Genomic DNA, 19,448 nt, shown 5'->3' on the forward strand with positions numbered 1-19,448 from the left:
CGTGAGTGGTAAGGCGGGTTAGAACTCGCCTTACCACTCACGACCGGCGGAAGGTGCGGCACAGTGGCGGTATGACCGATCTTGAGGGCACGCAGCTCTTCCACCGTTCCATGCCGTTCTCCGAACGCCTCGGCGTCGAGGTGCTGGAGCACGGGCGTGAGCTCGTCCGCAGCCGGCTCGCGTGGGACGAGAGCCTTTGCACGCTCGGCGGTGCGCTGCACGGGGGCGCGCTCATGGCGCTGGCCGACTCGACCGGTGCCGTGTGCGCGTTCCTCAACCTGCCCGAGGGCGGGCAGGGCACGACGACCGTCGAATCGAAGACGAACTTCCTGCGGGCGGTGCGTTCGGGCTACGCCGTTGCGTCGTCCAGACCACTGCACGCGGGCCGCAAGTTCGTCGTGGTGGAAACCGAAATCCACGACGACGACGGCAAGTTGGTCGCGAAAGTGACACAGACGCAGGCCGTCCTGTAGGTACCTGTTTACATACCCGGCCGGACCGGCGAAAATCCCTGGCTACTGGGTGGGCCGATCAGGGAGCCGGGATGCGCGTACGCAAGTTGTTCACCTTATTGTCAGTGGTTGTGTTATCCGTTGTAACCACGCAGGTCGCCGAGGCCGGGCCCGTCCGGCCCCGCGACGACGAGGCGATCGACTACCACGAATGGACCGGCGGCCGCTTCCACGAAGGCGGCTTCGCCGGGCTGGGGGTGAACCGGGACGGGCTGCGCATCACGCACCCGATCGGCACGGTGCAGCACACCGAACCGGAGCTCGGCACGACGAGAACGTACGAATACGGCCAGTGGACGTCGCCGTCGTACCGGCCGGGGTTCGGCGCGACGCAGCTGGTCGCGTCGTGGAACGCCCGGACGCCGGCGAAGACCTGGCTGCAGGTCGAGGCGCAGGGCCGGACGTCGGCGGGCGCCGAAACCGCGTGGTACGTGATGGGCCGGTGGGCCAGCGGTGACGCCGACGTCCTGCGCACCAGCGTCGACGGCCAGGACGACGCCAACGCGATGGTGGACGTCGACACGCTGGTCATGAAGACCGGCGTCACGCTGAAGTCCTACCACCTGCGGATCAGCCTGTACCGCGAAGCCGGGTCGGGCGCGACGCCGTCGGTGAGCCTGCTGGGCGCGATGACTTCGGCCGTCCCGGACCGCTTCGACGTCCGGACCACGAAGCCGGGGCGGGCCGCCGGGATCGAGCTGAAGGTGCCGGCGTACGCGCAGAACCTCCACAAGGGACAGTTCCCGCAGTACGGCGGGGGCGGCGAAGCCTGGTGCAGCCCGACGTCGACCGAGATGGTGGCCGAGTACTGGGGCAAGAAGCCCTCGGCCGAAGAGATGTCGTGGATCCCGGCGGACTACGTCGACCCGCAGGTGGCGTTCGCGGCGCGCTACACCTACGACCACGCCTACGACGGCACCGGCAACTGGCCGTTCAACACGGCATACGCGGCGTCGCGCGGGCTGCGCGGCCACATCACGCGGCTGCACTCGCTGAACGAGCTCGAGGACTACATCGTCCGCGGGATCCCGGTGATCACGTCGCAGTCGTTCCTGTCGTCGGAGCTCGACGGCGCCGGCTACGGGACGGCGGGGCACATCATGGTCGTCGTCGGCTTCACGAAGGACGGCGACGTGATCGCGAACGACCCGGCGTCGAGCAGCAACGACCGGGTCCGCAACATCTACAAGCGCGACCAGTTCGAGAAGATCTGGCAGCGGACGAAGCGCTACCGCGCGGACGGGACCGTGGCGGGCGGCCCCGGCGGCATCGCGTACATCATCACCCCGGCCTGAGGCGGTCGGCGGGGCGCCGCGACCGGCGCCCCGCCGGGCTCACCAGGTCTTGCCGGCCTGCTCCCGGATCGCGCGGTTGATCCGGTTGAAGAACCCGCTGAGCGCGATGTGCAGGACGATCGCGGACAGCTGCCGCTCGTCGAAGTGCGCGGCCGCGGCCGCCCAGATCTCGTCGGTGACGCCGGGCTGGCCGTCCTGGATCCGCGTCGCGGCTTCGGTCAGCTCCAGCGCGGCCCGCTCCGGCTCGGTGAAGAACGGCGTCTCGCGCCAGGCGACGACGCTGTGCAGCCGGTCGTCGGTCTCGCCCTGTTTCTTCGCCGACTGGACGCCGGCGTAGGTGCACGGGGCACAGCCGTTGATCTGGCTGGCCCGCAGGTGGACCAGCTCCAGCAGCAGCGGGTCGACCCCGGCGCTGTGCACCGCCTTGAACAGCTGCTGGACCGCGCCGGTGACCTCGGGACTGCTCGTGCTCTTCAGCCGTGGTTCCATCGTTCCTCCATCGGTTACCTGTGCCCCTCCGGGCTCGTCATGTCCACGACGGAGCAGGATCGAGGAAGGTAACGACATGTCCGACACGGTGGCCGCGGCGTTCGAAGCCCGGCGCGACCGGCTGCACGCGGTGGCGCACCGCCTGCTGGGCTCGCACGCCGACGCGGAGGACGCGGTCCAGGAGGCGTGGCTGCGCCTGGCCCGCCAGGACGCGGCGGAGATCGACAACCTCGACGGCTGGCTGACGACGGTGGTCGGCCGGATCAGCCTGGACGTCCTGCGGGCGCGCAGGTCCCGCCCCGAGTCGCCCTACGACGAGATCGTGGTGGCGGTGGACGAGGGCCCCGAGGCGGACGCGGAGCTGGCCGACTCGGTCGGGCTGGCGCTCCTGGTGGTCCTGGAGTCGCTCGGGCCCCGCGAGCGGCTGGCGTTCGTGCTGCACGACCTGTTCGCGGTGCCGTTCGAGGAGATCGCCCGCATCCTGGGCAAGTCCACGGCGGCGGCCAAGATGCTGGCGAGCCGGGCCCGCCGGAAGGTCCGAACGCCGTCAACGCCGGCCGGGCCATCCCAGCGCGAGGTGGTCCAGGCGTTCCTGACGGCAGCCCGCGACGGCGACTTCGAGCAGCTGCTGCGCATCCTCGACCCGGAGGTCCGCCTGACGGTCGACACCCCGGACGGCGTGGTGGTGGTCCTCGGCGCGACGAACGTGGCGGCGGGCGCCCGCATCGGCGCGGCCGCGGGCGGCCGTGCGGTGCTCGTCGGAGGCCAGCCGGGCGTGGTGGCGTGGCGCGAGGACGGGACCCCGATGTCGGTGGTGGCGTTCACGGTGGCCGGCGGCCGGATCGTGAGCATCGCGTCGGTGGCGGACCCGGCGAAGCTCGCGTCGATGGAGCTGCCGGAACCACCCGAGACTGTCGGTGGTGCCCGGTAAGCTGGAAGACGGGGGCCGGAGGCCAGCGCCGCCGTGCCAAACTGCGGAAACCATGCCCCGCCCCCTGCTCTTCCTCGACGTCGACGGTCCGCTGATCCCGTTCGGGCGAACTTCCGGGTCGTACGAGGTCTTCACGGACGCCGACCTGGGCCATCCCTTGCTGTCCCGGGCCGACCCGGGCCTCGGCCCGCGGCTGCTGGCCCTCGGCTGCGACCTCGTGTGGGCGACCACCTGGTTCGAGGACGCCAACGAGTGCGTCGCCCCGCTGCTCGGTCTCCCGGAGCTCCCGGTGCTCGACGTGCCCGAAGGCGACGATCGCGGACTCCACTGGAAAACCCGGCCGATCGTCGAGTGGGCGGCCGGCCGCCCGTTCGCCTGGGTCGACGACGAAATCACCGGCGCCGACCGGGCCTGGGTCGAGAGCCACCACACGGGAGCGGCGCTGCTGCACGCCGTCGACGCGAGCACCGGGCTCACCGGCGGAGACATCACGGCCATCGCCACTTGGCTCCGCACAGTTGCGTAATACGCAACATGTTGCACGAACCTCACTCATGCGGATGTCGCCATGTCCGCGTGATCCGTGATTAGCTGCCGTCAAGACCAGCCAGAGCCGGAAGGTGGATTCGCATGCCGTACGAGGTGCAGGGGGTCGTTTCGCGGGGTAAGGGCGAGGCCGTCTCGCTGGAGACCGTCCTCGTGCCCGATCCCGGTCCCGGTGAGGCCGTCGTGAACGTGCAGGCCTGCGGGGTCTGCCACACCGACCTGCACTACCGCGAAGGCGGCATCAACGACGACTTCCCGTTCCTGCTCGGCCACGAGGCCGCCGGGGTCGTCGAGGCCGTCGGCGACGGCGTCACCGATCTCGAACCCGGTGACTACGTCATCCTCAACTGGCGGGCCGTCTGCGGCACCTGCCGGGCTTGCCGGCGTGGCAAGCCGTGGTACTGCTTCTCGACCTTCAACGCCGCCCAGCCGATGACCCTCCAGGACGGCACCAAGCTCTCACCCGCGCTCGGCATCGGGGCCTTCCTCGAGAAGACCCTTGTCCACAGCGGACAGTGCACGAAGGTCGACCGCGAAGCCGAACCCGCCGTCGCCGGGTTGCTCGGCTGCGGCGTCATGGCCGGGCTCGGCGCCGCCATCAACACCGGCGCCGTCACGCGGGGCGACTCGGTCGCCGTCATCGGGTGCGGTGGGGTCGGGGACGCCGCCATCGCGGGCGCGAAACTGGCCGGAGCCACCACGATCGTCGCCATCGACATGGACGACCGGAAGCTCGCCTGGGCGAAGGACTTCGGCGCGACGCACACCGTCAACAGCAAGGGCCTGTCCGAAGCACAGGTCGTCGAGGCCATGCAGGACGCCACCCGCGGCTTCGGCCCCGACGTCGTCATCGACGCCGTCGGCCGGCCCGAAACCTGGCGGCAGGCCTTCTACGGGCGCGATCTGGCCGGCACGGTCGTGCTGGTCGGCGTGCCGACGCCGGAGATGCGGCTGGACGACCTGCCGCTGATCGACTTCTTCTCGCGCGGCGGCTCGCTCAAGTCGTCGTGGTACGGCGACTGCCTGCCCAGCCGGGACTTCCCGATGCTCGTCGACCTCTACCTGCAGGGCCGGCTGCCGCTGGACAAGTTCGTCACCGAGCGGATCGGCGTCGACGACGTCGAGCAGGCCTTCGAGCGCATGCACCACGGGGACGTGCTGCGCAGCGTGGTGACGTTCTGACCCTCTTCACCGACGACGAGTACCCGGCCGAGCCCTACCCGGGCACCCGGCCGGGCTACTCGTTCGTGCACGTCGACGGCGTCGGGCACCCGCTCGACACCGCCCCGGCGGGCTGGCGTGACCGGTTGGCCGTGCTGGCCTACGGTTCGAACGCGAACCCGTCGAAGATCACCTGGCTGCGGGCGCGGCTCGGGCTGGCAGGCCCGGTCGTCGTGGCGCACGCGCGCTGCGCGGGGCTCGCCGCGGTGTGGGCCGCCGGCTTCCGCGTGGTCGACGACCAGCGCCCGGCCACCCTCACCGCGCTGGAGGGCGCCGAGGACCACGCCATCTGGTTCGTGACGCCGGAGCAGCTCGCGGTCCTCGACCGCTGCGAGGGCCGCGGCACGCGCTACCACCTGGCCCGGCTCACCGAACCCGACGTCACCCTCGATGACGGCACGCGCCTGACCGAGGTCCACACCTACGTCGGCGCCGCGCCGATCCGCTACCCGCTGCTGGTCGACGGCGCTCCGGTGCGCACCGCCGACGTCCCGCAGGCCGAGGCGGCGAAGCTCGAAGGCGTCGCCGCCGACGGCCACGGCGTGCCGTGCGAAGTCGTCACACCAGCTTTCCCGGGTTGAGGATCCCGGTCGGGTCCACCGCGGACTTGGCCGCCCGCAGCACTTCGACGCCCAGCGAGCCGATTTCCGCGCTCAGGTAGGGCGCGTGGTCGACGCCGACGGCGTGGTGGTGGGAAATCGTGCCCAGCCCGGTGATCGCCTCGGACGCGGCCGCCTTGGCCCGCTGCCACTGGCCGACCGGATCGTGCTCGTCCCGGGCCGTCAGCACCGTGAAGTACAGCGACGCCCCCGTTTCGTACGCGTGGGAGATGTGGCACATGACGATCGCGCGGCCCAGCGCGGCGGTCAAGGCCGCGCGGACGTCGTCGCGCAGCTCGTCCACAGTGGACCAGTAGGCCGCCGTTTCGAGCGTCTCGACGCAGACACCCATGCCCAGCAGGGCATCCCGCTGCCGGGGGCCCGCGAACCGGCCGTGCCGCCACGACTCGCCGAGCGCCTTGCCGACGCGCACCGCACCCAACGCCTTCAGCCGCCGCGTCGTCTCACGGCGGCGCCGCGCCACGTCGTGCGCGGTGCCTTCCCAGCCGACGATGAGGAAACACGGCCGCCGCACCCCGCGCGCGGCCAGGTAGCGGCGTAGCGCCGCCGTCTTCAGGCCCGCGTTCAGCGCCAGCGACACCTCGGTTTCGTCCACATCGGACAGGCGGGTGACGTCGGCGAGCGCGTGGTGCTGCGCGAGATCCCGCACCGCTTCGGCACCGGCCGCCCAGCCCGGCAGCGCGTACCCCTCGTACCGCCGGACCCGCGGCGCCGGCCGCACCCGCAGCGAGACCTCCGTGATGACGCCGAGCGTCCCCTCGCTGCCGACGGCGAGCTGGCGCAGGTCCGGCCCGGCCGCCGACGCCGGTGCGACGCCGAGCTTCCACTCGCCACGCGGGGTGGCCAGCCGCACGCCGGTCACCATGTCCTCGAAGCGCCCGTACCCCGAGGACGCCTGGCCCGCCGAGCGCGTCGCCGCGAAGCCGCCGATCGTGGCGCGCTCGAACGACTGCGGCACGTGCCCGAGCGTCAGGCCGTGCTCGCCGAGGAGCCGCTCCGCCTCGGGCCCGCGGACCCCGGCCTGCAGGACGGCGATACGCGACTCGGCGTCCACCGAAACCAGCGCGTCGAGCCGGACGAGGTCCAGGGCGATCACCGACGCCTTTTCGCCGCGCACCGCCGCGACGCCGCCGACCACCGACGTGCCGCCGCCGAACGGCACCACCCCGACGTCGTGGCGGACGCAGACGTCGAGGACCGCCTGGACCTCGTCGGGATCGGCCGGGAGCACCACCGCGTCCGGCACCGGGAAGTCCACCGAGGGCGACCGGCGCCGCAGCAGGTCGAGGTAGGACAGCCCGGTCGCCCGCGCGAGCCGCGCCGGGTCGTCCACCAGCACGTTTTCCGCGCCGACCACCTTCGCCAGGTCGTCCTCAGCAGACTTCGCGAGTTTCGGTGACGGTATTTCCACCGGCATTTCCCGCGCTGGAGCGGCGGCGGGGGCGACCGGACCGATACGCTGGTCGAGCCACCTGGCCGCCCGCGCGGGCAGCGGGGCGGCGTCGGCGGCGTCCTCGGTCCAGGACCGGCGGAGGCGGTGGTCAATGAGCGGGTTCACGACTACAGTGTGACATATGGACGTGAAACGTCACACCACCCAGACCGCGGGTTCCTCCGCGCTCGCGGACACCCGCAACCGCCAGACGGCGACGCGCGTGGCCGATGACGTGCTGCTCGACGCCGCGCGCTCGTGCGTGCTGGCCGTCGGTGTGCGCCGCACCACACTCGCCGAGATCGCCCGCACCGCGCGCGTCAGCCGGATGACGGTCTACCGCCGGTTCCCCGACGTCCGCAGCGTGCTCGCCGCGCTGATGACCCGCGAGTTCAGCGGGCTGCTGCGCACGGCGAGCGAAGGCGGCGCCGATGCCGCGCACAGCCGCGACCGGCTCGTGCTGATCGCCGCGGCCGGCGTGCGCGCGCTGTCGACCGATCCGCTGTTCCGCACGCTGCTCGACGTCGACCCCGAACTCGTCCTCCCGTACATCGTGGAGCGGCTCGGCGCGACGCAGAAGTTCGCCGAACAGGCGCTGCACCAGTTGCTGGAGGCCGGCCACCAGGACGGGTCGATCCGGCGGGCGCCGGTCGCCGTCCAGTCCCGGTCGGTGCTGCTGGTGGTGCAGTCGTTCGCGTTCTCGCTGCGGCCGGCGACGGCGGACGTGCCCGAGGCGGCGCTGATGGCGGAGTTCACCCACGTGCTCGACGCGGCGCTGAAGCCGTGACGTCGGGCTCGCTCAACGCGCGGCGCCGCGAACGCGAGCTCGCGGAGCTGGCGGCGGGCGAGCGCGTGGACATCGTCGTGGTCGGCGGCGGCGTCACCGGCACGGGCATCGCGCTGGACGCGGCTTCGCGGGGCCTCTCGGTGGCACTGGTGGAGGCGCACGACCTCGCGTTCGGGACGTCCCGCTGGTCGTCGAAGCTGGTGCACGGCGGCCTGCGGTACCTGGCCCACGGCGAATTCGGCCTCGCGCACGAGAGCGCGGTGGAGCGCGGGGTCCTGATGACCCGCACGGCACCACACCTGACGCGCGCGATGCCGCAGCTGTTCCCGTTGTACCCCAGCACTTCCCGCCTCCAGGAGCGCATGGTCGCGACCGGCTTGCGCGCCGGGGACGTACTGCGGCGGGCGGCGCGCACGCCGTCGTCCGTGCTGCCGCGGCCGCGCTCGGTTCCCGCCGCCGAGGCCCTCGCGTTGGCCCCGGGCCTTTCCGGGCACGGCTTGCGCGGCGCGTTGCTGGCCTACGACGGCGCCCTGGTCGACGACGCCCGGTTGGTGGTCACCCTCGCGCGGACCGCCGCGTCCTTCGGCGCCCGGATCCTCACGCGGCTTTCGGCGTCTTCGGTGCACGCGGACCGGGTCACGGTCGCGGACGGCCTTTCCGGCTCCACAATGGACATCCACGCCCGTCAGGTGATCAACGCGACGGGCGTGTGGGCAGGCACGCTGACGGGTGCGGTCCGGCTGCGGCCGTCGCTCGGATCGCACCTGGTACTGGCGCCGGGGACGGTCCCGATGGGGACGACGTCGGTGAACATCGGCGTGCCCGGCGAGACCAACCGGTTCGTGTTCCTGCTCCCCCAGCCGGACGGCCGGGTCTACCTGGGACTGACGGACGAACCGGTTTCCGGCCCGATCCCGCCGGTGCCGGCCGTGCCCGAGTCCGATGTGGACTTCCTGCTGGAGCTGGCCTCTTCCGTGCTGGCGCGGCCGCTGACCCGGGCGGACGTCTCCGGGTCGTACGCGGGGTTGCGGCCGCTGGTCGAGGGAACCGGCGGCCGGTCGGCGGACCTGTCCCGCAAGCACGCGGTCCTCGCGGGTCCGGACGGGCTGCTGACGGTGGTCGGCGGCAAGCTGACGACGTACCGCCGGATGGCCGAGGACGCGGTCGACGCGGCGGTCCGCCTGGCGGGCCTGCCGGCGGCCCCCTGCCGGACGGCGCGGTTGCCGTTGCTGGGCGCGGCTCCCCGGCCGGAACTGTCCCTTGTGGACGCATCGCCGAGACTGGTGACCCGGTACGGCACGGAAGCGCCGCGCGTCGCGGCGCTCGGCGAGCTGGACGCGGAGTTCGCGGCCCCGGTGGGGCCGGGGACGGAGATCACCGCGGCCGAGGTCGTGTGGGCGGTCCGGAACGAAGGGGCGCTCGACGTCGAGGACGTCCTGGAGCGCCGGACACGCCTGTCGCTGATCCCGTCGGACGCCGAGGCCGCCCGAGCCCGGGTGGCGGAACTTGTCGACAAGTCGCTAGCGGGTCTCGCGGATTAACCGGACTTGATGTTCTCTTGATTTGACGTCTCGTTGGGTTTTTGCAACAGTTGGACGCATGAGCCCGGTCAGACGCGGTAAAGAGCTGCCGATCTACAACCGGCTTCCCGTGCTTCGCGCCGAACGCGGGATGAGCAGGGCCGCGCTCGCGAACGCCGTCGAGGTCAACCCGCAGACCATCGGCGCGCTCGAGCGGGGCGACCACTATCCGAGCCTGGACCTGGCGTTCCGGATCTGCGGCGTCTTCGACCTGCCGGTCGAAGCCGTGTTCAGCCGTGAACCGTTCACGCCGCTGTCCACTCAGGTCTACCGCGAGGGGGGAGCATGACCGAATCGACCGGCCGGCTCGCGGCCTACTGGGAACGTCAGCTGGACAAGATGGACGAACGGGAACGGCGGCACGCCAAGCGGCTGCCCGGCTGGCGGACCCGGCGGCGCCGCCGGGTGCTCGCCGCCGTCATGGGCTTGGCCGACCTCGGGCTGATCGCCGGCGCGTCCGTTTTCACCGGGCGGGGCGACGTGCTGTTCGGTGTTCTCTGGATCGGCAGCGCGGTGGCCGGCGGCGGCGCGTTCGTGCTGCTGCGGATCCTCACCGGCCGGATGAGCGGCGGGTTCTCGCGGCTGCTGGACGAACGCGAACGCGAGTGGCGCCACCGCGTCACCTACGTCGCCTTCCAGATCCTGGGCTACCTGATGATCGCCGCGATGATCTACAGCCTCGTCGTCGCCCACACCGAAGACGGCGGCCTGCGCGGCGCGATGATGCTGTCCGCGCTGCTGGTCACCGGCACCACCCTCCCGTCCGTCATGCTGGGCTGGGCGCTGCCGGACGACGACCCCGAAGACTTCGAAGAGGGGATGGGGAATGCCTGAGGGGACGCTGGAGATCGACCGGATCTCCAAGCGCTACGGCGCCAAGGTCGCGCTGGACGGCGTCTCGTTCGACGTCCGCGCCGGGGAGCTGTTCGGCTTCGTCGGCAGCAACGGCGCCGGCAAGACCACCACCATGCGGATCGCGCTGGGCGTGCTGGCCGCCGACGGCGGTGAAGTCCGGTTCGGCGGCGAGCCGATCACGCACGAGACCCGCACCCACATCGGCTACATGCCGGAGGAACGCGGGCTGTACCCGAAGATGAAGGTGCTCGACCAGCTCGTCTACCTGGCCGAGCTGCACGGGCTGAGCGCCAACGAGGCCCACCGCAACGCGGAGAACTGGGTCACCCGGCTCGGGCTGGCCGAGCGCCGCAAGGACGAGGTGCAGAAGCTGTCGCTGGGCAACCAGCAGCGCGTCCAGCTGGCCGCGGCGCTGGTGCACGACCCCGCGGTGCTCGTGCTCGACGAGCCGTTCTCCGGCCTCGACCCGCTCGCCGTCGACGTGATGAGCGGGGTGCTGCGGGAGAAGGCCGCGGCCGGGGTGCCGGTGGTGTTCTCCAGCCACCAGCTCGACCTCGTCGAGCGGCTGTGCGACCGGGTCGGGATCATCCGCGGCGGCCGGATGGTCGCCGTCGGCACGGTCGCCGACCTGACCGCCGGCGCGCGCAGCAAGCTGGTCGTGACGGCGCCGGCCGCGCAGCCCGGCTGGGCGGCGAGCCTGCCCGGCGTGCGGGTGCTGGAACAGCAGGGCACCACCACCGTGCTCGACCTCGAACCGAGCGCGGACGACCAGGCCGTGCTCGCCGCGGCGCTGGCGACCGGGCCGGTCACCGAGTTCAGCCGCCGTCGCCGCTCGCTGACCGAGCTCTTCCGCGACGCCGTTTCCGACGGCGCCCGGTCCCCAGGGGAGGAACCGCGATGAGGACGCTGAGTGGCCGCCGGGCGGTCTGGCTCGTGCTGAAGCGCGAACTGAACACGCGGCTGCGCACGCGGTCGTTCGTGGTCGGCACCGCGGTGCTGCTGGTGCTGCTGCTGGGTTACGTGGTGTTCCAGACGGCGCTGGCCGGTTCGTCGGACCGCAGCACGGTCGGGCTGACCGGCCAGGCCATCGGGATCGCCCGCCAGCTGCAGACCGAAGCCGCGCTCGCGGGCCGCGAGATCACCACCGTCGTCGTCACCGATCCGGCGGAGGGCAGGCAGAAGGTGGAGAGCGGCGACCTCGACGCCCTCGTCTCGGGCAGCGCGGCGCAGCTGACCGCCACCTACAAGTCCTCTTTGGACGACCAGCTGCGCCGGGTGCTCGACCAGGTCGCGCAGCAGCAGGTGCTCGACGGCGTGCTGTCGTCGGCGCAGCTCGAACCGGCCGAGGTGATGGCCAGGGTCAACGGCACCCACGTGCAGGACGACGCGCTCGAACCGCAGCCGGCGGACCACACGCAGCGGCTGGTCGTCGGGCTGGTCGTGGCGTTCCTGCTGTACATGAGCATCATCACCTACGGGATGATGGTCGCCCAGGGCGTGGTCGAGGAGAAGTCGAGCCGGGTGGTGGAGATCCTGCTCGCCAGCGTGCGGCCGTGGCAGCTGCTGCTGGGCAAGGTGATCGGCCTCGGCCTGGTCGGCCTGACCCAGCTGGTGATCCTCGCGGTGGTCGGCCTGGGCGCGGCCACGGTGACCGGCGTGTTCACCCTGTCCGGCTTCGCGACGGGCGCGGTGCTGTGGGGCCTGCTGTGGTACCTGCTGGGATTCCTGTTGTACGCCACGATCTACGGCGCGCTGGGCTCGCTGGTGTCGCGCCAGGAGGACACCCAGTCGGTGGTCGGGCCGCTCAACATCATCCTGGTGGTCGGCTTCATCGCCGGGTTCAACCTGCTGGTGCAGAACCCCGCGGGCTCGGCGACGAAGATCGTGTCCCTGATCCCCCTGCTGTCCCCGATCCTGATGCCGGCCCGCATTTCGACGGGCGCGGCGACGGGCTGGGAGATCGGGTTGTCGCTGACGCTGACGGTCGCGTCGGTCGCGCTGCTGACGTGGCTGGGCGGGAAGATCTACGGCAACAGCGTGTTGCGGATCGGCAGCCGGATCAAGCTTTCGGAGGCCCTGCGTGGCTGAGGTCCGGCGCCGCTGATCGACGCCGGACGCACCGCGCGCGTCCGTCCGGTCAGCGGGCCGTGATCTTCCCGTACCGGTCCAGCGACACCTGCCGCTCGTGGGCGTGGTCGACCATCGGTGCCGGGTACTCCGCGGGGCGGTCCTTCAGTTTGTGGACCGCCTTGCCCGGCACCGAGCGCAGCTCCGGCACGTACTTGCGGACGTAGTCGCCGTCCGGGTCGAACTTCTCGCCCTGGGTCGTCGGGTTGAAGATGCGGAAGTACGGGGCCGCGTCGGTGCCGCAGCCCGCCACCCACTGCCAGTTCAGCTGGTTCGACGCCAGGTCGCCGTCCACCAGGTGCCGCATGAAGTGGCGGGCGCCCAGCCACCACGGCAGGTGCAGGTCCTTCACCAGGAAGCTCGCGACGACCATCCGCACCCGGTTGTGCATCCAGCCTTCCGCGAGCAGCTGGCGCATCCCGGCGTCCACGATCGGGTAGCCCGTCTTGCCCGCGCACCACCGCTCGAACGCCTCGTGGTCGTCGTCGTGCTTCATGAGGTCGAAGCGCTTGTCGTAGTTCTCGCGGGCCGTTTCCGGGCGGTGCCACAGGACGTCGGCGTGGAACTCGCGCCAGCAGATCTCGCTGCGCAGGGACTTGGCGCCCACGCGGTCGTCGCCGGTCAGGTCGGCCAGGAGGGTCCGCGGATGGATGTTCCCCCAGCGCAGGTACGGCGAAAGCCGGGTGGTGCCCTCGCGGTCCGGCCGGTCGCGGTCGGCGTCGTAGGTCTCGATCGGGCCGTCCAGGAAGTCGTGCCAGACCTCCAGGGCGGCCTGCTCACCCGGCTGGGGCAGGGCCGCGGACACCTTGGGCGGCTTGGGGATCTTCAGCGACTTCGGCGGCTCGACCCAGTCCACAAGGGACGGTCCGGTGTCGGCCGGCGAGTGCCAGCCGCGCGCGGTCCAGGCGCGGAAGAACGGTGTGAAGACGCGGTACGGCTCGCCGTCGGGCTTGGTGACGCGGCCCGGCGTCACGGCGTACGGCGAGCCCGTCTCGACCCAGTCGATGTTGTTCTCGGCCAACGCCTTCGCCACCGACGCGTCCCGGCGGCGGCCGTACGGGCCGGTGTCGGCGCTGACGTGCACCGCGGCCGCGCCGATCCGCTTCGCCGCCTTCACGACCTCGGCCGCCGGTTCGCCGCGGACCAGCATGAGACGTCCGCCGAGCTGCTCGTTCAGCTTCTCGAGCGAGCCGTACAGGAACGCTTCACGCGGGGCCCCGCCGGGCTTGAGCAGCGCTTCGTCGAGGACGTACAGCGCGAGGACGTGCTTGCTGTGCTTCGACGCCTCCAGCAGAGCGGCATGGTCACCCAGCCGTAGGTCTCGGCGGAACCACAGGACGACCGGCGCTTCTCGAGTCACGACGGTAAACGATAAGCGCCCCGCCGTGCATTCGCACGGCGGGGCGCTTTCGAAAAGGTGATCAGCGCTCGGTGATCGGGGTGTAGTCCCGCGACGCGTGGCCGGTGTAGATCTGCCGCGGGCGGCCGATCTTGGTAGCCGGGTCGTTGATCATCTCGCGCCAGTGCGCGATCCAGCCCGGGAGCCGGCCCAGCGCGAACAGCACCGTGAAGAACTTCGTCGGGAAGCCCAGCGCCCGGTAGATCAGACCGGTGTAGAAGTCCACGTTCGGGTACAGCTTGCGCTCGATGAAGTAATCGTCGGAAAGCGCGGTTTCCTCGAGCTTCTTGGCGATGTCGAGCAGCTGGTCGCCGCCCTTCAGCTTGCCGAGGATCTCGTCGGCGGTGTTCTTGATGATCTTCGCGCGCGGGTCGTAGTTCTTGTAGACCCGGTGCCCGAAGCCCATCAGCTTCACGCCCTTTTCCTTGTTCTTCACCCGCTCGACGAACTTCGCGACGTCGCCGCCGTCGGCCTGGATGCCCTCGAGCATGTCCAGCACCGCCGCGTTCGCGCCGCCGTGCAGCGGGCCGAACAGCGCGTTGATGCCCGCCGAAATCGAGGCGAACAGGTTCGCCTCTGACGAGCCGACCAGGCGCACGGTCGAGGTCGAGCAGTTCTGCTCGTGGTCGGCGTGCAGGATGAACAGCAGGTCGAGCGCCTTGACGACGTCCGGGTCGACGTCGTACGGCTCGGCCGGGAAGCCGAAGGTCATCCGCAGGAAGTTCTCGACCAGGCCGAGCGAGTTGTCCGGGTACAGCAGCGGCTGCCCGACGGACTTCTTGTAGGCGTACGCGGCCAGGGTCGGGACCTTGGCCAGCAGGCGGATGGTCGACAGCTCGACGTTCGGCTCGTCGAACGGGTCGAGCGAGTCCTGGTAGAAGGTCGACAGCGCCGAAACCGCGCTGGACAGCACCGGCATCGGGTGGGCGTCCCGCGGGAAGCCGCTGAAGAACGCCTTCAGGTCTTCGTGCAGCAGCGTGTGGCGCTGGATCTTCTCGGTGAAGTCCGCCAGCTGGGTCTCGGTCGGCAGCTCGCCGTAGATCAGCAGGTAGGAGACCTCGACGAAGGTCGACTTCTCGGCCAGCTGCTCGATCGGGTAGCCGCGGTAGCGGAGGATGCCGGCGTCACCGTCGATGTAGGCGATGGCGGACGACGCGGCGCCGGTGTTGACGAAACCGGGGTCGTAGGTGATGTACCCCGTCTGCGCCAGCAGCTTCCCCAGTTCGATCCCCGGCGCGCCCTCGACCGGGTGCACGATCTTGAACTCGTGCTCGCCATTCGGCAGGGTCAGCTTCGCGGTTCCGCCGGACTGCCCCGCAGTCGTCGCGTCGGACATGCAAGTCCCTCTCACGTTCGGGCACGGGCCGGCGGCGCCTGTACGTTTCACAGGTAGCCACGTGTTCACGCGAGGAAACACTGGCGCCTCGCTGCACACCGCCCCGCTGGGGTATGAAGAATGCCCCACCACGCTAGTCGAGAAACCCGCCTTCGCGCAGCGGTGGCGTTGCTCCTGGGGCCCCCTTTGGGACCAGGTTCACACGGTGGACGCCAGATCGGCGGACGTCGGCGGCTCGGCGCCGCTGCGGGACACCGTGATGGACGCCGCTTTCGCCGCGAAGGCGAGGGCCTCGCGCCACGCGGCCGCGTCGAGGGAGGCCAGGTCGGCGGCCTCGTGGGTGTGCAGCCACGCCAGCAGCGCCCCCTGGACGGTGTCGCCCGCGCCGATCGTGTCGACGACGGTGACCTTTCGCGACGGCACGTGGGCCAGCTCACCTGCGGCGGTGATCACCGAGAGCCCGTCGGCGCCCCGGGTGAGCACCACGGCGTCCACACCGGACTCGACCCACGTCTTCGCCGCGGCGACCGGGTCGGCGCCGCCGGTGAGCCACGCGGCGTCGTCGTCGGAGATCTTCAGCAGCCGGACGTCCGGCAGCCACGACGCGAACCGGGCCCGGTAGGCGGCCGGGTCGGTGATCAGCGCCTCGCGGATGTTGGGGTCGAGCGCGGTCAGGACACCGCGGGCCGCCTCGCGCCGCAGCATCGCCTCGTAGGCGGAGGCGCCGGGCTCGAGGACCATGCCGAGCGTGCCGAGTGAGAGCGCGGTCACGTTCTCGGGCAGCGGGCCGGGGTCCGCGACAAGCCGGTCGGCGGTGCCGTCGACGTAGAACGTGTAGCGCGCGGCGCCCTTCGCGTCGAGCGCCACGACGGCGAGCGTCGTCGGTTCGTCGCCGCGCTGCAGCAGCGACGTGCCGACGGCGGAGGCGTGCAGCCGTTCGACCATCGCTTCGCCGAAGCGGTCGGTCGACACCCGCGAGAGGAACGACGTCGGGACGCCGAGCCGGCCGGCGGCCAGCGCGACGTTGTACGGGCCGCCGCCGAGCCGGGGCAGCAGCGCGCGCAGCCCACCGTCCACAGTGGAATCCAGGGGGTCGCCGGGAACCAGGTCGACCAGAGCTTCTCCGCCTACGACGATCACGGCGGCAGTTTAATTGACCCCGGCCTGACAATTCCTGTCCGCTATTTGTCGAGCCCCCCGAGCAGCAGTTCCCCCAAAGCGGTGAACGCGTCGGCGTCGGAGACGTCGGTCCGCCGCCCGAGCACCCCGGTCTGGATGCCCTCGATGATCAGCCCGGTCATCTCGGCGACGAGCCGGGCGTGGACGTCGCGGAAGACGCCGTCGGCGACACCCCGGTCGATGAAGTGCCGGAGCCGTTGCGCGGCGAACCGGCTGTTGAGCTGGTAGGCCTCGCGGGCCGGGCCGAAGGCGGCGAGGTCGCGCATGAAGGCGGCGGACGCCCGGTTGAGGTGCTCGGAGACGCCGGCCAGGTACTCGGCGATGAGCTTGCGGGCGTCGTCGATGCCGGCGACGCGCTCCTCGATCCGCTCCGCGGCGCCCCGGAAGAACTGCGTGACGACCTTGACGGCGAGCTGCTCCTTGCTGGGCGCGAGCGCGTAGAGCGTCGACTTCGAGCAGCGGAGGCGGCCGGCGAGGTCGTCGAGGGTGAAGTCCGCGAAGCCCTCGGCCAGGAAGAGCGCCTCGAGCTCGGCGAGCAGGGCGCGCTGGCGAGCAGTCGGCCGGCGGCGGGGTTCGGGGCGCATTCGCTCACTATCTCCTACGTCTTCCGCCCGCTACTGTACTCTGGACAGGCCCACAGTACTGTTTTCAGTACCGCTTTGGAGGACAACGATGCCCGCCGAACGCTTGCTCCCCGACTCCGACGCCGAGAACCTGGTCGCCCTGGCCAGGGAGATCGCGCGCGACGAGCTCGCCCCGCGAGCGGCGGCGGCCGAGGAAGCCGAGCAGTTCCCGCGCGAGCAGTTCCGCCTGCTGGGCAAGTCCGGCCTGCTGGGCCTGCCGTACCCGGAGCGCTGGGGCGGCGGCGAGCTGCCGTACGAGGTCTACCTGCAGGTGCTGGAGGAGATCGCGACCGCGTGGATGACGGTCGGCGTCGGACTGTCGGTGCACACGATGTCCTGCTACGCGCTGGCCGAGTACGGCACCGACGAGCAGCGTGAGCAGTGGCTGCCGGAGATGCTCGAAGGTTCGCTGCTGGGCGCGTACGCGCTGTCGGAGACGCAGGCGGGTTCGGACGCGGCGGCGCTCACGACGCGCGCGCGTCTCGACGGCTCGGACTACGTCGTCAACGGCACGAAGGCGTGGATCACGCACGCGGGGGTGGCGGACTTCTACACGACGATGGTCCGCACGGACGCTTCGGAGATTTCGACCCTGCTGGTCCCGGCGGCGACCGAAGGCCTTTCGGCGGCCCCGCGCGAGCGGAAGATGGGGCTCACCGGGTCCCCGACCGCCCAGATGGTCTTCGAGAACGCCCGGGTGCCTTCCGCGCGGCTGCTGGGCGCCCCGGGAGCGGGGCTGCGGATCGCGCTGGCGTCCCTGAGCTCGGGCCGGCTCGGGATCGCGGCGTGCGCGGTGGGCCTGGCGCAGGCGGCGCTCGACGAGGCCGTGGCGTACGCGAAGGGGCGTTCGCAGTTCGGCCGCCCGATCGCGGACTTCCAGGGGGTGGAGTTCCTGCTGGCGGACATGGCGGCGGTGGTGGAGTCCTCGCGGGCGTGTTACCTGGACGCGGCCCGGCGACGCGACCGCGGGATGCCGTTCCAGCGCCAGGCGTCGATCGCCAAGCTGGTGGCCACGGACGGCGCGATGAAGGTGACGACGGACGCGGTCCAGGTCCTGGGCGGGGCGGGGTACACGCGGGACTTCCCGGTGGAGCGGTACCTGCGCGAGGCGAAGGTGCCGCAGATCTTCGAGGGGACGAACCAGATCCAGCGGGTCGTCATCGCGCGGGAGCTGAAGCAGGCTTAGCCCGATCGAGCGACCGGTGTCGCCGTCCGGGGACGGATACCGTCGGTGGCATGCCCGGTCACCTCCTGACCGTCGAGGAGTACGCGGCCCTCGACGGCACCGGTTTCACGGAGCTGGTGGAGGGCCGCGTGGTGACGTCCCCCGGCTCCGGCCGCCGCCACGACGTGGCGGTGTGCCTGCTGGCCGCCCAGCTCGAACGGCAGCTGCCACCGGGGCTGGCGTTCGTGGTCCGCAACGAGGTGGACCTGCGCCTGGCCCCGCACGGCGAGCCGGGCTTCGCCCGCCGCCCGGACGTCCTGATCGTCACCCGAGCCGCCCTCACCCGCGGCGACGGGCTGTTCCGGGCGGACGAGGTGGTCGTGGTCGCCGAGGTCGTGGCCGCGGATTCCCGACGCACCGACTACCAGGTGAAGCACGACGAGTACGCGGACGCGGGGATCCCGCACTACTGGATCGTGGACGTCAGGGAGGCGGTTTCGCTGGTCGCGTGCCAGGGCTACCGCGATGCGCCCGCGGTCAGCGGGACCTTCGTCGCCGAGGTGCCGTTTCCGGTGCGGATCGACCTGGATGCCTTGGTCCCTTGAGCGGGGCTTGGTTCACCGGTTCGAGGCGAGGTGTCACACGCTCGGTACAGATAGCGTTACGGATGGTTGCACCTGAGCCCGTGAGACAATTCCGGGGACGTGAGGAGAGGCTGTGAACGCAGTTCCCCAGCCCAAGTCGGCCAGCCGGTGGGAAATCCCCGATCACCTGCTGACGATCGAGGAGTACGCGGCGCTCGGTGAGACCGATACAGGTTTCACCGAACTCGTGGAAGGCCGCGTCGTGATGTCACCGAGCCCCGTCGCCGATCACAACATCGTGGTCTTCGAACTCGGACAGCACCTTGCCGGGCAGTTGCCGAGCCACCTTCGCGTCCTACCGGAAACAGATGTGAACCTCGGCCTGGCACCCAAAGGCAAACCAGGTTTTTCCCGGCGCCCGGACCTGCTCATCGTCGAGAGAGCGGGTATTGCCCGGATTCGCCGGGACGGCGCCATGGTGCGAGCCGAGGAAGTAGCCGTTGTCATCGAGGTCGTCTCTCCCGGGTCGAAGCGCACCGACTACTACGTGAAGCACGACGAGTACGCCGACGCGGGAATCCCGCACTACTGGATCATCGACACGAGCGAGCCCATCTCGCTGGTTGCGTGCCACCAGGCGGGCGAGTTCGGCTACCTGGACGCCGCGGCGGTCACCGGCACCTTCACCACCGACGTCCCGTTCCCGGTCAAGCTCGACCTCGACGCCCTCCTCGACTGATCGGGCAGCACGCCGGAACCGCCCGGTT

The 19,448-nt window shown here is 71.1% G+C and carries 21 protein-coding genes; 15 read left to right on the forward strand and 6 right to left on the reverse strand.

Annotated elements, in window-relative coordinates:
* Window positions 1-71: 71 nt before the first annotated feature.
* On the forward strand, window positions 72-473 hold the full coding sequence (locus ABZW17_RS38920; RefSeq protein WP_354825544.1) for a PaaI family thioesterase: 402 nt from the start codon (window positions 72-74) through the stop codon (window positions 471-473).
* A gap of 71 nt (window positions 474-544) precedes the next feature.
* Window positions 545-1,807: a peptidase C39 family protein gene (locus ABZW17_RS38925; RefSeq protein ID WP_354825547.1), complete on the forward strand. Its 1,263-nt coding sequence runs from the start codon at window positions 545-547 to the stop codon at window positions 1,805-1,807.
* 39 nt (window positions 1,808-1,846) lie between these two features.
* On the opposite strand, the gene ABZW17_RS38930 is transcribed toward ABZW17_RS38925, so the two are convergent.
* Window positions 1,847-2,296 (reverse strand): carboxymuconolactone decarboxylase family protein, encoded by a 450-nt coding sequence (locus ABZW17_RS38930; RefSeq protein ID WP_354825549.1) that lies wholly within the window; start codon window positions 2,294-2,296, stop codon window positions 1,847-1,849.
* Window positions 2,297-2,372: 76 nt separating this feature from the next.
* On the opposite strand from ABZW17_RS38930, the gene ABZW17_RS38935 reads away from it, so the two are divergent.
* The 4 genes from ABZW17_RS38935 (at window position 2,373) to ABZW17_RS38950 (ending at window position 5,575) form a co-directional block, all read left to right on the forward strand.
* On the forward strand, window positions 2,373-3,227 hold the full coding sequence (locus tag ABZW17_RS38935; RefSeq protein ID WP_354825552.1) for a sigma-70 family RNA polymerase sigma factor: 855 nt from the start codon (window positions 2,373-2,375) through the stop codon (window positions 3,225-3,227).
* A 52-nt stretch (window positions 3,228-3,279) separates the two neighbouring features.
* Complete coding sequence (locus ABZW17_RS38940; RefSeq protein ID WP_354825555.1) at window positions 3,280-3,753, forward strand: HAD domain-containing protein; 474 nt, start codon at window positions 3,280-3,282, stop codon at window positions 3,751-3,753.
* A 104-nt stretch (window positions 3,754-3,857) separates the two neighbouring features.
* Window positions 3,858-4,955, forward strand: coding sequence for an S-(hydroxymethyl)mycothiol dehydrogenase (locus tag ABZW17_RS38945; protein ID WP_354825558.1), 1,098 nt, complete (start codon window positions 3,858-3,860; stop codon window positions 4,953-4,955).
* Between the two features lie 65 nt (window positions 4,956-5,020).
* Window positions 5,021-5,575 (forward strand): gamma-glutamylcyclotransferase family protein, encoded by a 555-nt coding sequence (locus ABZW17_RS38950; RefSeq protein ID WP_354825560.1) that lies wholly within the window; start codon window positions 5,021-5,023, stop codon window positions 5,573-5,575.
* On the opposite strand, the gene ABZW17_RS38955 is transcribed toward ABZW17_RS38950, so the two are convergent.
* A complete protein-coding gene (locus ABZW17_RS38955; RefSeq protein ID WP_354825692.1) occupies window positions 5,553-6,971 on the reverse strand; it encodes an FAD-binding oxidoreductase in 1,419 nt (472 codons plus the stop codon). The genes ABZW17_RS38950 and ABZW17_RS38955 overlap by 23 nt on opposite strands.
* 298 nt (window positions 6,972-7,269) lie before the next feature.
* On the opposite strand from ABZW17_RS38955, the gene ABZW17_RS38960 reads away from it, so the two are divergent.
* Genes ABZW17_RS38960 through ABZW17_RS38985 form a run of 6 tightly spaced genes read left to right on the forward strand, consistent with a single transcriptional unit; the run spans window position 7,270 to window position 12,356 of the window.
* A complete protein-coding gene (locus tag ABZW17_RS38960; protein ID WP_354825695.1) occupies window positions 7,270-7,833 on the forward strand; it encodes a helix-turn-helix domain-containing protein in 564 nt (187 codons plus the stop codon).
* On the forward strand, window positions 7,830-9,374 hold the full coding sequence (locus tag ABZW17_RS38965; RefSeq protein WP_354825563.1) for a glycerol-3-phosphate dehydrogenase/oxidase: 1,545 nt from the start codon (window positions 7,830-7,832) through the stop codon (window positions 9,372-9,374). Before ABZW17_RS38960 ends, ABZW17_RS38965 begins: the two co-directional genes overlap by 4 nt.
* A gap of 58 nt (window positions 9,375-9,432) precedes the next feature.
* Window positions 9,433-9,702 carry a helix-turn-helix transcriptional regulator gene (locus tag ABZW17_RS38970; protein ID WP_354825565.1) on the forward strand — a complete coding sequence of 90 codons (270 nt, stop codon included), beginning with the start codon at window positions 9,433-9,435 and terminating at the stop codon, window positions 9,700-9,702.
* Window positions 9,699-10,247, forward strand: coding sequence for a hypothetical protein (locus ABZW17_RS38975; RefSeq protein ID WP_354825568.1), 549 nt, complete (start codon window positions 9,699-9,701; stop codon window positions 10,245-10,247). The genes ABZW17_RS38970 and ABZW17_RS38975 overlap by 4 nt, the downstream gene beginning before the upstream one ends.
* Window positions 10,240-11,169: an ATP-binding cassette domain-containing protein gene (locus ABZW17_RS38980; RefSeq protein WP_354825571.1), complete on the forward strand. Its 930-nt coding sequence runs from the start codon at window positions 10,240-10,242 to the stop codon at window positions 11,167-11,169. Before ABZW17_RS38975 ends, ABZW17_RS38980 begins: the two co-directional genes overlap by 8 nt.
* A complete protein-coding gene (locus tag ABZW17_RS38985) occupies window positions 11,166-12,356 on the forward strand; it encodes an ABC transporter permease (protein WP_354825574.1) in 1,191 nt (396 codons plus the stop codon). The genes ABZW17_RS38980 and ABZW17_RS38985 overlap by 4 nt, the downstream gene beginning before the upstream one ends.
* Window positions 12,357-12,405: 49 nt before the next feature.
* On the opposite strand, the gene ABZW17_RS38990 is transcribed toward ABZW17_RS38985, so the two are convergent.
* From ABZW17_RS38990 to ABZW17_RS39005, 4 genes are all read right to left on the reverse strand, one after another.
* A complete protein-coding gene (locus ABZW17_RS38990; protein ID WP_354825576.1) occupies window positions 12,406-13,755 on the reverse strand; it encodes a deoxyribodipyrimidine photo-lyase in 1,350 nt (449 codons plus the stop codon).
* Between the two features lie 61 nt (window positions 13,756-13,816).
* On the reverse strand, window positions 13,817-15,130 hold the full coding sequence (locus tag ABZW17_RS38995) for a citrate synthase (protein ID WP_354825579.1): 1,314 nt from the start codon (window positions 15,128-15,130) through the stop codon (window positions 13,817-13,819).
* 198 nt (window positions 15,131-15,328) lie between these two features.
* A complete protein-coding gene (locus ABZW17_RS39000; protein ID WP_354825582.1) occupies window positions 15,329-16,270 on the reverse strand; it encodes a carbohydrate kinase in 942 nt (313 codons plus the stop codon).
* Between the two features lie 41 nt (window positions 16,271-16,311).
* Window positions 16,312-16,893 carry a TetR/AcrR family transcriptional regulator gene (locus ABZW17_RS39005; RefSeq protein WP_354825585.1) on the reverse strand — a complete coding sequence of 194 codons (582 nt, stop codon included), beginning with the start codon at window positions 16,891-16,893 and terminating at the stop codon, window positions 16,312-16,314.
* A gap of 88 nt (window positions 16,894-16,981) precedes the next feature.
* Here ABZW17_RS39005 and ABZW17_RS39010 point away from each other — a divergent pair, with 88 nt between their 5' ends.
* The 3 genes from ABZW17_RS39010 (at window position 16,982) to ABZW17_RS39020 (ending at window position 19,420) form a co-directional block, all read left to right on the forward strand.
* On the forward strand, window positions 16,982-18,118 hold the full coding sequence (locus ABZW17_RS39010; protein WP_354825587.1) for an acyl-CoA dehydrogenase family protein: 1,137 nt from the start codon (window positions 16,982-16,984) through the stop codon (window positions 18,116-18,118).
* A 50-nt stretch (window positions 18,119-18,168) separates the two neighbouring features.
* Window positions 18,169-18,702 (forward strand): Uma2 family endonuclease, encoded by a 534-nt coding sequence (locus tag ABZW17_RS39015; protein ID WP_354825590.1) that lies wholly within the window; start codon window positions 18,169-18,171, stop codon window positions 18,700-18,702.
* 112 nt (window positions 18,703-18,814) lie between these two features.
* Window positions 18,815-19,420, forward strand: coding sequence for a Uma2 family endonuclease (locus ABZW17_RS39020; RefSeq protein ID WP_354825592.1), 606 nt, complete (start codon window positions 18,815-18,817; stop codon window positions 19,418-19,420).
* The last annotated feature ends 28 nt before the right edge of the window (window positions 19,421-19,448 follow it).

Origin of the sequence: Amycolatopsis sp. NPDC004625, from assembly GCF_040609695.1 — a bacterium.
In the GTDB taxonomy this organism is placed as follows: domain Bacteria; phylum Actinomycetota; class Actinomycetes; order Mycobacteriales; family Pseudonocardiaceae; genus Amycolatopsis.